Genomic DNA, 15,498 nt, shown 5'->3' with positions numbered 1-15,498 from the left:
GTACTGAGCATTGAAGGCCACCGAGATCCACTGCTATCCGGCCTAGCACGACAGTCGTATCAGGGGAGCTCTAGTCCAGGAGTTCATCCAGGAACAGGGCGGGCAGTGTCGTATCCGCGAGTTGTTCCGGGGACGAACGCATTTCGGTGCGCAGTACCCGAAGAATGGCGAGCACACCGGGGCCCGCGTCGAGCAGCGGCCGGGTCCAGCCGAGTTCGGCGCAGGTAGCCGCGACGGGGAGCAGCAGCCCAGTGGCCTCGCCGACCCAACCGGAAGCGGCCAGGCATTCGGCGAGCAGCAGCGCGGCGTCCAATTCGGCACGGGGACGGCCTTGTTCGCGCATGCGGCCGTGCAACGCGCGGGCCCGGCGGACCGCGCGGTCATCGGAGCGCAGCTGACGTTCGGAGCGCAGCTGACGTTCGGCGAGCAGTTCACCGATCGCGGCTATCTCTTCGGCCTCGGCGGCCAGCGCCTTCGCACCCGTCATCCGATGGGCGTGATGGATGGTCTCGGCGGCCGGCCGTGCGGTCGCATCCGTCGGCAGACCGAGCCGCAATCGCTCGGCGCGAATGTGTGCGGCGAGCCGGATCAGCTTGCCGTCAGCGGCAATTCGGTCGCCTTCATCGAGCCTGGCGGTAGCGGTGTATAGATCCCCCAGCGCAGCCTTTACCCTGGCTCCGATGACGAAGGTCGAGATCAGGAAGTCGACCGGACCGACCCTGGCGACCAACTGGTGACTTTCGTCGAGGAGCCGATCGGCGGAATCCAGATCGCCACGGCGATAGTTCAATTCACCGATCAGCGCGGCGGCCACCCGCACCGCGTGCGAGCGTGGGCCGGATCGGGTACCCGCGGTTTCGTACGCCTGCTGGAAACACACAGCCGCAGTGGCGATATCGAGCTGCTCATAGGCCGCCGCACCCCGCCCGCACAGCCCGAATACCGCACCGAGTGGGTCCTTCGAGCGCGCGTGATACTCCGCGGCCCATTCCTGGATCTCGCGCACACCGTCGAAATCGAAGTCGCACAGGCGAACGAACGAGGTCAGATTGGCCGCCGTCGATACCGTCCAAGCGGGCAATTCATCGGGCCGCTCCAGACAGTCGGCAACCTGGTCGAGCACACCCTCGGTGCGATCTTGGGCAATGGCATCCGATGCGGCGAGGACCGCGGCTTGGCAGCGCTGCTTGATCACATCGGCATCGGTAGCCGATCCACGGGCCAGCGCATTCGACAGGCGGCCGAGCGCGGCCTTGGCCGCACCGGTCTGCTGCAGGTTGACGTTCGCGCGGGCAACCGCCATCAACAGCTTCGAACGCGAAGAAACCTGCTGCACAGGTAGTTTCGATACGGTGCCGAGCAGCGTGGTCAGCTGGGACTTATCGATCAGGTCCATGCCGCCGCTCTCCAAGAGGTCCAGCGCCATCTTCAGATCCGTCGCCGCCAGCGCGTGATCGACCGACTTCCGCAACAACTGATGCTCGGCGTACCAGCGAGATGCCCTGCGGTGCAGCGCCTCGAGCCGGCCGGGATCGGCCCGCTCCAGCCTGGCCCGCAGATGCTCGGCGAACAGCGGCTGCATCCGGAACCACTCGGGATCGTGAGCTATGCGCCGCAGGAACAGCTCGCGCTGTTCGGCCTGCTCGAGCAGATACTCGCTATCGGGGTCCTCCGACAGCGCCGCCGCCAGCGAACCGCACACCCGTTCGGTCACCGAAATCGACATCAGGAATTCGAGCATCCTCGGCTCGAGCGTATCGAGCACATTTTCCGCGAGATACTCCCGAATGCCGTGATCCCCCTCCGACAGGTTGGCGATCAATCGGTCCGGATCGGAGTGGCCGCGCAAGGAGAGACTCACCAACTGGATTGCGGCGGGCCACCCGTCGGTGACCGTGTAAATCTGCTCCACCTGTTCGTCGGTCAGCGCAAAGCCGTTGCGCTCCAAGAGAATCTGACGGGTCTCTGCGGCCGTCAGCCGAAGTGCGGAAGACCCGATCTCGATCAACTCGTCATGCACCCGCAACCTGCTGGTCGGCAACCCGAACTGTTCGCGGCTGGTCACCACGAAGCGTAAGTGGTGACATCCGTTGTCCAGCAAAGCTTCCATCGCTCGGTGCGCACCCGCGTCGGTGATTCGATGCCAGTCGTCGACTACCACCACCATGGTGGAACCCGCCGCGTGGATCTCATCGATCAGCGTCGAGATGACGAACGCGACCGCGTCCGCCGGACCTTCCTCGAGCACCTGGTCGAGTCCCGCGCCGATATCGGGGCGCACCCGGCGAATGGCCTCGATGAGGTGGGCGAGGAACCAGACCTCGTTGTCGTCGCCGCGATCGATGCCGATCCAGGCAACCGCGACGCCAGCCTCGGTCAGCTCGGATCGCCACTGCGCGGCCACCGTACTCTTACCGAATCCGGCCGGAGCATGGATCACCGCGAGCCTGCGGCGACCACCCGCCCGCAGCGTATCCAGGAGCCGGGGGCGCGCAAGGGGTTCGCGGGCCGGGGTCGGCGGGCGGAACTTCGTCGCCGCGGTCGGCGGCGGGGTGGTCGGCGGCAGCGTGGTCGCGGTCGGTTCGTTCACACCGGGATGTTGGGAAACCGCGGGGCGCAACGTCAGCGGCCAACTGCGACGTGCGGTCACCGCGGGCCGGACCACCGTTATATCCGATGAGCCGTCATCGATAGCGTCGGGTTCCTCGCCGGTGGCCAGCAGCGCCATCTCGTCGGGCACCTGATCGTGGTCACGCTGCGCCACCCGCAACTGTTCGCCGAACTCGTAGGCCGAGGTCGGGCGCTCATCCGGATCTGTGGACATGGCCTGCTCGATCGAGGCCGCCACGTCGGCCGGGATGTCCCGCTCGCGCAGGTCGGGCACCGGCTGCGTAGTAATCCGCAGGAATTGCGCGACAACCCGCTCCCCCGCCTGCCTCTCATAGGCGGCGTGCCCAGTGAGCAGTGCGAACAACGTCGCACCGAGTCCGTACACATCCGATCGGATGGTCGGATCCTGGCCCTTGAGTACCTCCGGCGCGGTGAACGCCGGCGAGCCGGTGATCAAGCTGCTCGAGGTCTGGAATCCGCCGGGAATCCTCGCGATACCGAAATCGGTGAGCTGCGGCTCGCCGTAGCCACTGAGCAGCACGTTCGCCGGCTTCACATCGCGGTGCAGAATCAGCGCACGATGCGCGCTTTCGATCGCGCCCGCCAGTTTCACCCCGGCGCGCAGCGAATCAGCCCAGGTGAGCGGGCCTCGATCGCAGATGACCCGCTCGAGTGAACCGCGTGTGCAGTACGGCATCACGATGAACGGCAGACCGCTCGACGTCACGTCGACCTGCAGAATGTCGACGATATTCGGATGGCCGGACAACCGGCCCATAGCCTGTTCCTCCCGCAGGAATCGCTCGCGGCTCTCCACATCGATTTCCGAGGAAAGCACCTTCACCGCGACAACTCGATCCAGCGTCTGCTGGATGCAGCGGTAGACCACCCCGAAGCCGCCGCGACCGACCTCGACCGCACCCGACAGCCCCATCGCCTCCAGTTCGTCGGCGATTGCGATGGACGCGATTCGCTGCGTTTCCGATTCGGCCGGAGCCGATTCGGGGCCAACCTTGCCCGAACGCGTCTGTGGATTCATGTGACCACCTCGAACTCATAGCGATTCGGCGTCACCAGCGATCAAACAACGCATCCACCCCGGGCATCGCGAGCCGCCCCCCGCAGTTTCCGATATGTCTGCGCTTACTCCAACGTAGCGCGGTATCCGACCCAGTGGGGATCTTTCGAATCAGCGTTGGTTCCGTGTGGGACCGGGCCTCGACGACGGTGTCCTGGCCCGCATCGGAACGAGATTCGCTCCACAGCTCGGTGCGTTGGGTTGGCTTCGGAGACACTGCCGAGGCCACGCCATTCGGACGGCGCGGCATCGCTACCGGACCGCCAGCGCGACCACCTGGGTGATTTGCTGGTCGGCGAAGTTATCGTCGCTGACGAGCACCAAGGTTCGCTCACCTGTCGGCAGTGGCGGGCCCCAGGTCATACCCTCGATATTGTCGATCGGGTCGAGACCGAGATCCGCGAGGTCGACCAGCAAGCGCTTGGTGACCGGGCGGGCACTGCCGAGTGGGGCGTCAAGGATGTTGGTGGCGTCGCTGGTGTCACTCTCGTAGATCCGGATCTTGGTGCCGACGCCGACCACAAAAGAGCGTTCCAGGACAAGGAATTTCGTGGGGTCGAGCGGATCGGCGGCCAACGTGCCACGCTAACGCCGGAATCGGACCGAGAGGTAAACGGCCTCCGAAATCCGCCGCCACGAATCCCCGCCCCCTTGACTTTCCACAGGCTCCAGGAACGGCGAAAGCCCGCCACCACGATTCGCGGTGACGGGCTTCGGGCCATAGCCAGACTTACTTGCGCAGCGAGGCGGGAACCTCGAAACGCTCGCCGTAGGTCTTGGCGAGGTAGTCGGCACGCTCCACGAAGGCCGCCTGGCCACCCGGGTAACCGACGATGAACTGGTGCACGCCACCGGTCCAGGCCGGGAACCCGATGCCGAAGATCGAGCCGATGTTGGCGTCGGCGGTGGTGATGAGCACGCCCTCGTCGAAGCACTTCTGGGTCTCGATCGCCTCGATGAACAGCATGCGGTCGATCAGATCCTGCAGCGGCACACCGAAACCGGCGGTGGTCTTGAAGTGCTCACGCAGGCCCTGGAAGATACCGATACGCTTGCCGTCTTCGTCGTAATCGTAGAAGCCGGCCTTCTCCAGGCGACCCGGACGACCCTCGGCAACCAGGTAGTCGATGACGTCCTGCGCCGGGTGCCGCTTTTTGCCCAGGGCGGCGTCACCGTGCTTGGCAGCCTCCAGGGTCTCCTTGGCGATCTTCTGCATGAGCTTCAGGTTCAGCTCGTCCGACAGCTGCAGCGGCGCGGCCGGGTAGCCCGCCTGTAGTCCGGCCTGCTCGATGGTGGCCGGCTCGATGCCCTCGGTCAGCATGCCGATCGCCTCGTTGACGAAGGTGCCGATCACGCGCGAGGTGAAGAAGCCACGGCTGTCGTTGACGACAATCGGGGTCTTCTTGATCGCGAGGGTGTAGTCGAACACCCGGGCCAGCGCCTCGTCGGAGGTCTTCTCACCCTTGATGATCTCCACCAGCGGCATCTTGTCGACCGGTGAGAAGAAGTGGATGCCGATGAAGTCTTCCTCGCGCTTCACACCGGCCGCCAGACCGGTGATCGGCAGGGTGGAGGTATTGGAGCCGAGCAGGGCATCCGGGGTGACGATGTCCTCGATCTCCTGGAACACCTTGTGCTTGAGCTCAGTGTTCTCGAAGACGGCCTCGACGACGAAGTCGACACCGGCGAAGTCGGCCACATCCGCGGACGGCTTGATCCGCGCCAGCAGCGCCTTCGACTTCTCCTCGGTGGTCTTGCCACGTGAGAGAGCCTTGGCCTCGATCTTCTCGGAGTAGTTCTTGCCGCGCTCGGCCGCCTCGATGGTGACGTCCTTCAGCACGACCTCGTAGCCCGCCTTGGCGGAAACGTAGGCGATGCCGGCGCCCATCATGCCCGCACCGAGCACGCCGACCTTGCGGATCTCCTTCTTCGGGACATCCTTGGGCCGCGAACCACCGTTGTTGATCGACTGCAGGTCGAAGAAGAACGCCTGGATCATGTTCTTGGCGACCGGGCCGGTCAGCAGCGAGACGAAGTAGCGAGACTCGATCAGCGACGCGTTATCGATATCGACCTGCGAGCCTTCGACCGCCGCCGACATGATGGCGCGCGGCGCCGGCATGTTGGTGCCCTTGAGCTGCTTGCGCAGGTTGGCCGGGAACGCGGGCAGGTTCGCCGCGAAGGCCGGGGTGGAGGGGGTACCGCCGGGGATCTTGAAGCCCTTCTTGTCCCAGGGCTGCACGCCGCCCTCGGGGTTGGCCTTGATCCATGCCTTGGCGGCGGGGACCAGTTCCTCGATCGAGCCGACGACCTCGTTGACCAGGCCGAGCTCCTTGGCCTTGCCCGGGCGGTACTTGTTGCCCTGCAGCAGGAACTGCATCAACGCGCCCTGCAGGCCGAACATGCGCACGGTGCGGGTGACACCGCCACCGGCAGGCAGCAGGCCGAGGCTGACCTCGGGGAGACCGAGCTGCACACCGGGCACGTCCGCGGCGATGCGGTAGTGGGTAGCGAGGGTGATCTCGAGGCCACCACCGAGCGCGGCGCCGTTGATTGCGGCGACGACCGGCTTGCCGAGGGTCTCCAGGCGACGCAGCGCGCCCTTGATGGTGGTCAGCTCTTCGAGGAGGGCGGCGCCGTCTTGCGGGCCGACTTTCATCATGTTCTTCAGGTCACCGCCGGCGAAGAAGGTCTTCTTCGCGGAGGTCAGCACCACGCCGGTGATGTTGTCCTTCTCGGCCTCGAGCCGCTCGACCGTCGCGGCCATCGACTTCTTGTACAGCGAATTCATCGTGTTGGCGCCCTGGTTCGGGTCGTCCATCGTCAAAACGACGATGCCGTCCGAATCCTGCTCCCAACCGATCATGTTGGTCTCGCTCACAGCTCTGTGTCTCCTTGGGAAAAGTCTCGGTTGGGGTTTAGACGCGCTCGATGATGGTGGCAACGCCTATGCCGCCACCGATGCACAGGGTGACCAGCGCGTAGCGGCCGTTGCGGCGCTCCAGCTCGTCGACCATGGTGCCGGTGATCATCGCGCCGGTGGCGCCAAGCGGGTGGCCCATCGCGATGGCGCCGCCGTTCACGTTCAGCTTCTCGTCCGGGATGTTCAGGTCCTTCTGGAACTTCAGCACCACGGAGGCGAACGCCTCGTTGATCTCGAACAGGTCGATGTCCTCGATGGACAGGCCCGCCTTGGCCAGCGCTTTGTGCGCGGCGGGGGTGGGGCCGGTCAGCATGATGGTGGAGTCGGCGCCGCTGGTAGCGGTGGCGACGATGCGCGCACGCGGGGTCAGTCCGGAAGCCTTGCCCGCGTCTTCGGAGCCGACCAGGACAAGCGCGGCGCCATCGACGATGCCCGAGCTGTTGCCGCCATGGTGGACGTGGTTGATTTTCTCGACGAAGTGGTACTTCTGCAGCGCGACCGCGTCGAAGCCACCCATTTCACCGATCACCGCGAAGGACGGGTTCAGCTTGGCCAGGTCCTCGGAAGTGGTGCCCGGACGCATGTGCTCGTCCTTGTCCAGCACGACGATGCCGTTCTGATCCTTGACCGGAACGACCGACTTGGCGAAGTAACCACCGGTGGTGGCCGCGGCGGCCAGCTCCTGCGAACGCACCGCGTAGGCATCGACGTCATCGCGGCTGAAGCCCTCGATCGTGGCGATGAGGTCGGCCGAAACCCCCTGTGGCACAAAGTAGGTGTCGTAGTTGGTGGCCGGGTCCAGCGCCCACGCGCCACCGTCGGAGCCCATCGCGACGCGCGACATGGACTCGACGCCGCCGGCGAGAACCAGGTCGTCGAAGCCCGAGCGGACCTTCTGGGCCGCCAGGTTCACGGCCTCGAGGCCCGACGCGCAGAAACGGTTGAGCTGGAAGCCACCGACGGTGTCGGGCAGGCCGGCCACCATCACTGCGGTACGGGCGATGTCCATGCCCTGGTCACCGACGGGGGTGACAACGCCGAGGATGAGGTCGGAGATCCGGTCCTCGTCGAGGTTCGGGAAACGGCCCCGCAGCTCCTGGATCAGACCAACAGTCAGGTCGATCGGCTTCACCGAGTGCAGCGAACCGTTCTTCTTGCCGCGGCCACGTGGAGTGCGGATGGCCTCGTAGATGTAGGCCTCTGTGGTCATATCGGAGTGTTTCCTTCCTTGGGGTGCGTAGTCCGAACTTCCGTCCGTCCAAGCGCTCTCTGCGGCGCCACCGCGTCTACGGCGATACCGCGGGTAACCTCGCCGACCGATCTTCCGACCGACTGTCTGTATTAAATTGGCGGCGTTCCCAGGACCCTTCGTGGTCGCATGAACTCCCTCCTCCAGGCCCATCGCCCGCACCACATAACGCTGTACAAAACTCGACAAGCAGCAGCGGACGCACGTTCTGGGCACCCAGATGCTTGGGCATACCATAGAACCTCGCCATGCCGGAGTTCACGGCCACCCGCTCATACTACCGCGTGTGCGAACTCCGGTTAACTTAACGTCGTCGAGGCGGCGGTTGTCAACCGTCCAGCCGTATGGCACCGAGCTCACTTACGAGCAACTCGAGAGCGATCTCGTCGGGGTCACGCCGCTCCCCCGGCGCCACCGGCTCCGCCGACTGGCGCAGCATCTCCTGTTCCTCTTCCGGAGTCGTCGGTGGCGGCACGCCGTCGACCGGCGCATAGTCCGTCGGGCCGGGGTCGTCGGGCAGATCGGGGAAGTCGGGCGGCGGAATGTCATCGTCGCCACCGCGCGGGCGGGTATCGGGAGCCCGGTTCGGCCGCTGAGCGCTGCCCGCCGTGTCGACCGCGGCACCACGCGCCTGACTCGGCCGCGAATATTTCGGTGGCGCGGCGGCATCCGTGCTGCGCCCGGCCGCGGGTCCGGGTTCACGTGACGGCGCTTTCGCGGGTTCGCGACCGGCCGCACTCCGGGTTTTGGCCGTGGTAGCGGCGGCAGGCCGTGGCGCGGACGCACCGGCCTCCCATCGCACCTCGTGATCGCGGCCGAGTACCGCGCGCACGGCCGCCCGCACCGCCTCCAGATTTCGCGGGTCCGACAGCCGCTTGGCCAGCGGCGCGTGCTGATGAGCGAACACGATCACGTCACCATCGATCCGCGATACCGACGCCCCCGATAGCAACGCCTGCACGGTCGGTCCGAACTCCCGCACCTTCGACCTGATATCCCCCCACGCCGCCTCGACCGCCCGCAATAGATCCGCGTCCGACGCGGCCGGGCCCGCTTCCGCGGCCACCTCACCGCTTGACGACGCCGAACCCGACTGTGCCGCTTCGGATTCCGTAGCCGCACCGGCTACATCCAGCGCACCGACATCCGGATTGCCGGCGCTGTCGGCACCGACGGTGGCACCGGACCGAGTACTCCGGGCCGGGCCGGCACCCTCCGCGCGATCAGCATCCAACGGCGGTTCGACAGCACCCACGGCCCCGGCATCATCCGCACGCCCGCCAGCAGGCCCCGACGACCCCGCACCGGCTCCGCGCTCGGCGACCGGGAACGACTCCGCAGCCGCAGCACTCTCGGCAACCGGCGACACCCCGCCACCAACTCGACGCTCGGCAACCGGCGACGACTCGCTACCGGCCCCACGCTCGACAACCGGGGAGGCATCAGCCACCGCCCCGAGCTCAGCGAACGCCGACGCCCCAGCACCGGCCCTACGCTCAGCAACCGCCGACGGATCTACCGCACCCACCGGCTCGGCACCCACCGGGTGAGCAATAACCGGGGAAGACTGCGTCGCGCGCTCGCCAATCGGAGACGACTCACCTTCACGCTCGGTAACCGGAGGCGACCCAGCACCCGCCACGGGCTCGACAACCGCCGACGGATCTACCGCAGCGGTCGGCTCAGTACCCGTTCCTCGCTCGGATACCGCAGCCGAGTCGGCACCAGCGGCTCGCACACGGACCGGCGCAGGCTCGGCGGACGATGTCGGCGCGGCTCCCGATCCGGAATCCGAATTCCGGTCCGGGGCCGCATTCGACTGAGCGCCTCCCTCACTGGCTGCCCGAGTCTCGCGGCGCGCGGCGGCGAGCAACTCAGCACCCCTGCGGCGAGGTGCACCGGATGGCGCATCCTGGGCGGGCGCGGTCGAGGTGGGCGCCGCAGCGGGCCGCGACGCCGGCGCCGCACCGCTCGCGATGCCGCGCTCGAGCTGTTCGATGCGCTGCAAAGTGGCCGATTCGGCCTCTGAGACCGAGGGCAACAGCATGCGGGCGCACACGATTTCCAATAGCAATCGGGGCGCGGTGGCGCCGCGCATTTCGCCGAGGCCCTCGTGCAGCAACTCGGCGTGCCTGGCCAGCGTGGCCGGACCGACCCGTTGCGCCTGGTCGCGCATGCGCTCGAGGACATCGCCCGGACCGGAAACCAGGCCACGATCGGCGGCGTCGGGGACAGCACGCAACAAAATCAGGTCACGTAGCCGCTCCAGTAGGTCGACGGCGAAGCGGCGCGGATCGTGTCCCGCCTCCATGACCTGATCGATGGTGCCGAACAGCGCCGCGCCGTCGCCTGCCGCGAGCGCGTCGATCGCGTCATCGATCAGCGCGACATCGGTCACGCCGAGCAGCGAGACCGCCCTCGGATAGGTGACGCCCTCGGCGCCCGCCCCGGCCAAGAGTTGGTCGAGCACGCTCAGACTGTCGCGAGGAGATCCGCCACCCGCGCGAATCACCAACGGGTACACCGCTTCTTCGACAGGGACCTGTTCTTGCTCGCAGATCTTCCCGAGCAGTCCGCGCATGGTCGCGGGCGGCAGCAGCCGGAACGGATAGTGGTGGGTACGGGAGCGGATGGTCGGCAACACCTTGTCCGGCTCGGTGGTGGCGAAGATGAAGATGAGGTGCGCGGGTGGCTCCTCCACAATCTTCAACAGCGCGTTGAAGCCCGCTGTGGTGACCATGTGCGCCTCATCGACGATGAACACCCGATACCGCGACTCCGCGGGCGCGTAGAAGGCCCTGTCGCGCAGTTCACGGGTGTCGTCGACCCCGCCGTGACTCGCGGCGTCGAGTTCGATCACATCGAGGTTTCCCGGGCCACCTGGTCCGAGCGCCACACAGGAGGGGCAGACGCCACACGGTCTCGATGTCGGGCCCTGCACACAGTTCAGTGAGCGCGCGAGGATGCGCGCCGAGGAGGTCTTGCCGCAACCGCGCGGACCGGAGAATAGGTAGGCATGACTGATTCGCCCGGTGTCGAGCGCGATACTCAACGGGTCGGTGACGTGCTCTTGGCCCACCACCTCAGCGAACGTTGCCGGTCGGTATTTCCGGTACAGAGCCACGGCCAGAGGCTACCGGCGAGCACCGACAAAGAACATTCCCCCGCCGCCCCGAAACCCGAGAAGGCGCGCTACCAGCCCATCTACCGACCATGGGGCGGCGTAGCCAGAAAATTCCTTAACCCTATTTACCCCCACGGATCAGCGACGAACATGCTACGGACCAGCAATCTCCTGTCGATGAGAAGACGAACCAACCAACTTGCCATTTGGCCACCCTCCTTGGCGTGGGTTGGTTGAACCTTCACCCTGATTCGGCCCCAGTTTGCGTACATAACGAATTTGTGTACGGAAGTGACATCGACGCTATTGGCTGGCTACCGTGGTCATCGGCAACTTCGGTAGCCAAACCTTCATCAGGTTGGTGGCCCCGGCCGGTCCCTCATCCCGACCGGGGCACAACAAACATCCACGTTCCGACGGAGGGCTCTAGCACCGTGCCGTCTCGTGACGATATTGCCGCTGCCTGGCTTTCGAGCACCGATTTCGCCGACGACCATGCCGCCGTCGACCTACTCGGCCGGGCGATCAGCCCGCAGGATTTCGCGATCAAACGCGACTCGCTGCCGGTGGCCGCAGCGGCCGATCCGGCGACGGCTGCCGCGATCCTCGAGCTACTCGAGCGAGGTCAGGTGCCGACCATGGCCGCGATCCGCACCATCACCGCCCAGAACGAGATGCGCCGCGAGGCCGCGCGCATCGAGCGGCTCGGCCGCCGCGCCCAGCGCAGCATCGACGACTTCGGCAGCGTCTTGGCCCAGCTCGCCCACAGTCATTGGATCGAACACGGCACCGGCCCCATCCGCCGAGACATACTGCGGTCCGAGCCGGTGATGAGCCTCATCCGGGAACGAATCGGCGACATCGCGCCCACCGCTGTGAAACACCTGTGGCTAATCGAGCGAGCCCAGCGCGCCGGTTGGATCGCCTCCAATGCTGAACCTGGATCACTATGTGCCGCAAGGCGTTTCCATTCGGCCAAATACGGCAGGCACGTCTCGCTGCGGCCGGTGAACACCATCGGCACCCTGGTCGCCGCCTATCTCGACACACATCTGACCGAGTACAACCGCCCGTCCGGCTGGTCGGCGCTGGCACATGATCTGCGCGACGACCACGGCCGCCGGATCTTCTACGACGCCGCCGACGCCCGCATCCAACAACAGTGGTTGACCACGGCCGAATGGATCGCGGTCCGCGATGACCTCCCGGTTCCCGGACGGCGCGGTCTGCGGGTGCTGACCCGCAAGTCCCGGCGCTGATACATGTGGTGGTGGCCGGGCGCGATGTGCGCATTCCGGGCTATTCGCCGCCTTCCGCCGAGCAGGCCGGATTTCTGCCGTGGCGGGTGTCCGTAGTAACCGGGCGGACCATATGCCGCCGGTGGACCGTACGGTGCGGCGGGCCGTAACCGGGCGGCGGCTGTGTCATCGGGTCAGCTCACCGAACTCGCCGGCGCGGTGAAGGTATTGCACTGTGCCGCACGGTTTTTGTCGACGCCCGTCTCGAACCAGTCGCCGCCGTGCTCGGAAGTCCCGTGATCACGCATATCCCCGCGCTGATCACCGCGATTGCCCGCGTCGCGTTTGGCGAGTCCGATCTGCGCGGAAGTCAGCGACCCGCCACCGGACGACGAGGCCATGTACATGCCGTCGAAGCAGTTGGCCTGCAACTCGACTCGGCGCGAAAGCTCCAAACCCCTGTCGCTGCGCGCGCCCACGTCGACCCGCTCGCTGTTCGCCTTGCGCAGAATTCCCGACATTGCTTGAACATGGTGGCCGTATTCATGCGCGAACACCGACAGGTAGACCACCCAGTTGTCCTTGAACAGGTCCGTCTGCAACTGGCTGATCGGCAAGTAGATGGTCTTGTCAGCCCCACAGTAGAAGGCCGCGAAGTTGCTGGTGGTGCCGGTGCATGGGGTGGTAATACCCGCGGTGGTCGCGGTGACGTTGAGCAGCGGCGCCTGGAACGGCAGATTCGCCTTCTCCAGCACCGGCTTCCAGGCCGAATGCAGGCAGCTCGCGGCCGTCTCGAAGAACTTGCGCGCGGTATCCACCTGGGTTCCCCATGGCGCGTAATCGCATTGCGCTGGAAGCAGAGTCGCGTTGACATCGGTCAGCAGCGGGTTGGTTCCGGTGTCGGCGCGGCCCGATGCGCCACTGGGATCCGGGGTATAGGTGAAGCTCGGCGACGATCCGGAGGAACCGGTCCCGACCTTGCCGGTCGCCACCGCGTATCGCACCAGACCACCGGCAATGAGGAACACCACGACCAGCAACAACGCGACCGCACCACCACCGCGCTTACGTGGCGGGCCGGGCGGCGGACCGGGCGGTCGGTAAGGGATCGGCGGCGCCATGGGCTGCCGATATCCGGGCGGCGAATAACCCGGCGATGGAGCGTATCCGGGCTGCTGCCCATATCCCGGCTGCTGTCGATATCCGGGTGGCGGACCGTACCCCGGCCGCGGACCGTAGCCCGGCTGACCATAGGGCGTGCCGTAACCGGGCGGCGGAACCTGCCGCCCACCAGACGGGACCGGTCCATAGCCGTACGGTGGTTGTGTCACGCCCCCGTACCCCCCTCGTCTCATGATCGCCAGCTCTATTGCCTGTGCAGCGCTCACGGCCTTTTGGAGTACCGGTTCGCTACCGCTTCCGGGCCGCGCCGCCCGGCTGACGCAGAATAGCAACTTGTCTAGAGTAAGCAGCCATGCTGACTTTTCGGGGGGGCGCCGCTGGCGCGCTATTTCTCGCCGCTGCGGGATTGTTGGCGGCCGCGCCGGTCGCCCACACGGAGCCCGCGCCCGAGGGTGTGACCATCAGCGCCGAGCTGACGCTCAGCAGGCAGGGCGTTCTCGAGGTCACTGAGAAGGTGACCGTGCCACCGGGCCGCGAGTTCAAAATGTCGCTGCCGCTGCGTCTTCAGGTAGATAAGGACGTCGAGCGCGTCTTTCGGGTCACCGATGTCGACACCCAGGGCGCCGGCACCACCGCGACCGCGGGCGATCAGTTCACGATCGATGCGAAGCCCGGCGAATCCACCTTCAAATACGCCATCCACAACACCGTGAGCGATGCGCCGGGCAGCCAGCTGTTCCATTGGCTCGGGGTGATCAACGCCGATGTCGCGTCGATCGATGCGTCGCTGGTCAGTCCGAGTTACGAAATGGGCATTGTCGACTGCAAACTCGGCCCGCCTGCGAACCTGCGCAAATGCAATAACGTGCAGATCGAGGTCGGCGGTGAGTTGTTCCTCGAGGAGTCCGACCTGCACAAGGGCGACTCCATCGACCTCACTCTGCAAATACCACCCGGGACCGTCCCGGCCAATGCCGATGTTCGTGGTGACGATGGACCGGGACCATTCGCGGTAACCGCACCGGTCCTCGTCGCGTTCGGAGTGCTCTTGCTCGCGCTGGCCGGACTGGCCGCGTTCGTGTTGCGAGCTCGGCGCGAAAATGCCTCGGCCGCAACGGGTTCGGAAACAATCGATCCGCTGTTGCGCGAAGGCGATCGGGTCCAGTTCACCTCGCCGGAAGGCATCCTGCCCGGCGAGGCCGGAGTGGTACTCGACGAGCACGCGGACCCCGCCGACATCGCCGCGACCGTGGTGGATCTCGCGGTGCGCCGCTACTTGTGGATCACGCCGATCAGCGACACCGACTGGCGCATCGACCGGGTCAACGCGGCCGACGATCAACTGCGCGACTACGAGCGAACGGTCTACCAGACGCTGCTGCCCGAGGGCACCGATTCGGTTACGGTGGCCGACTTGCGCGCCCCCGGCCGCGTGCCGGCCGAGCCGGTGCGCAAGGCCATGCTCGCGGACGTGGTGGCGCGTGGCGCTTTCACCGAACGGTCGCGTCTCGGGCTTCCGGTTTGGATCGGCGCTGGTTTGATCCTCGCGGGCATCGCGGTAACCATCGCACTCGCCGTCAGCTCCGGGCACGCCCTGGTCGGCGTCGCGATCCTGCTCGCGGGTATCGCGACGCTGCTGCTGCCGCGCTATCTGCCGGCCCGCACCGCACACGGCCGGGAGCTCGCCGGACAGATTCGCGCACTGCAACGCGGGCTGGATACGACTATGCGCGACCGGATTCCACCCGCCGACCAGGAATTGGTGTTCTCCAGGGCGCTTCCGTTCACCATCATCAGCGGCCGAGCCGACAACTGGATTCGCGCCTTCCGCGACCTGAATCCGGCCGCCGATTCCCAACCGGGCATCTACTGGTTCGGCGGCTTCGACCGCGACCGTGACCTGCAACGCTTCGCCGCCCACTTCCCCTACTTCATCACCGCGATCGAGGGTTTGTTCGGCAACTCCAGCGGCAGCCGATAGCTCGAAATCTGGTGGAAGCCAAACAGATTCGGCTGCCATTCGATACTGCCCGCGTCCTCGGGCACAAATACCGCCGATCCGATGAAGCCCGATTCGGTGCCGAGAAGACTGGCGAATCCCATTACTCCGCAGTCTGTTCCACCGCACGCGAACCGACGGCCGGGCCGATAGTC

The 15,498-nt window shown here is 66.2% G+C and carries 8 protein-coding genes; 2 read left to right on the top strand and 6 right to left on the bottom strand.

What is annotated here, in order from left to right; genetic code table 11:
- Positions 1–70: 70 nt before the first annotated feature.
- The 5 genes from LKE06_RS08265 to LKE06_RS08245 all read right to left on the bottom strand — a co-directional run bounded on the left by LKE06_RS08265 (position 71) and on the right by LKE06_RS08245 (position 10,984).
- The gene (locus tag LKE06_RS08265; RefSeq protein ID WP_227998018.1) at positions 71–3,649 is read right to left on the bottom strand and encodes a serine/threonine-protein kinase; all 3,579 of its coding nucleotides are present in this window, start codon (positions 3,647–3,649) and stop codon (positions 71–73) included.
- A 291-nt stretch (positions 3,650–3,940) separates the two neighbouring features.
- Positions 3,941–4,264 carry an esterase-like activity of phytase family protein gene (locus LKE06_RS08260; RefSeq protein ID WP_227998017.1) on the bottom strand — a complete coding sequence of 108 codons (324 nt, stop codon included), beginning with the start codon at positions 4,262–4,264 and terminating at the stop codon, positions 3,941–3,943.
- A gap of 154 nt (positions 4,265–4,418) precedes the next feature.
- Complete coding sequence (locus LKE06_RS08255; RefSeq protein WP_308188319.1) at positions 4,419–6,569, bottom strand: 3-hydroxyacyl-CoA dehydrogenase NAD-binding domain-containing protein; 2,151 nt, start codon at positions 6,567–6,569, stop codon at positions 4,419–4,421.
- A 37-nt stretch (positions 6,570–6,606) separates the two neighbouring features.
- Positions 6,607–7,821 carry an acetyl-CoA C-acetyltransferase gene (locus LKE06_RS08250; RefSeq protein WP_227998016.1) on the bottom strand — a complete coding sequence of 405 codons (1,215 nt, stop codon included), beginning with the start codon at positions 7,819–7,821 and terminating at the stop codon, positions 6,607–6,609.
- 367 nt (positions 7,822–8,188) lie between these two features.
- Positions 8,189–10,984: a DNA polymerase III subunit gamma and tau gene (locus LKE06_RS08245; protein WP_227998015.1), complete on the bottom strand. Its 2,796-nt coding sequence runs from the start codon at positions 10,982–10,984 to the stop codon at positions 8,189–8,191.
- A gap of 434 nt (positions 10,985–11,418) precedes the next feature.
- Between LKE06_RS08245 and LKE06_RS08240 the strand changes: the two genes are divergently transcribed.
- Positions 11,419–12,243 carry a hypothetical protein gene (locus tag LKE06_RS08240; RefSeq protein ID WP_227998014.1) on the top strand — a complete coding sequence of 275 codons (825 nt, stop codon included), beginning with the start codon at positions 11,419–11,421 and terminating at the stop codon, positions 12,241–12,243.
- Positions 12,244–12,416: 173 nt separating this feature from the next.
- Here the strand turns inward: LKE06_RS08240 and LKE06_RS08235 are convergent, their stop codons facing one another.
- A complete protein-coding gene (locus LKE06_RS08235) occupies positions 12,417–13,553 on the bottom strand; it encodes a neutral zinc metallopeptidase (RefSeq protein WP_227998013.1) in 1,137 nt (378 codons plus the stop codon).
- Positions 13,554–13,696: 143 nt separating this feature from the next.
- Here LKE06_RS08235 and LKE06_RS08230 point away from each other — a divergent pair, with 143 nt between their 5' ends.
- Positions 13,697–15,325, top strand: a complete 1,629-nt coding sequence (locus tag LKE06_RS08230) for a DUF2207 family protein (protein WP_227998012.1) — start codon at positions 13,697–13,699, stop codon at positions 15,323–15,325.
- Positions 15,326–15,498: the final 173 nt, after the last annotated feature.

Source organism: Nocardia australiensis (assembly GCF_020733705.1).
Classification (GTDB): domain Bacteria; phylum Actinomycetota; class Actinomycetes; order Mycobacteriales; family Mycobacteriaceae; genus Nocardia; species Nocardia australiensis.
The sequence above is the reverse complement of the archived record's forward strand: the minus strand, read 5'-3'. Positions and strand labels throughout refer to the sequence as shown.

Bases quoted from the DNA above. Each gene is read 5' to 3' on its own strand.
- LKE06_RS08265 (WP_227998018.1), bottom strand. From the start codon at position 3,649: ATGAATCCACAGACGCGTTCGGGCAAGGTTGGCCCCGAATCGGCTCCG.
- LKE06_RS08250 (WP_227998016.1), bottom strand. From the start codon at position 7,821: ATGACCACAGAGGCCTACATCTACGAGGCCATCCGCACTCCACGTGGC.
- LKE06_RS08230 (WP_227998012.1), top strand. From the start codon at position 13,697: ATGCTGACTTTTCGGGGGGGCGCCGCTGGCGCGCTATTTCTCGCCGCT.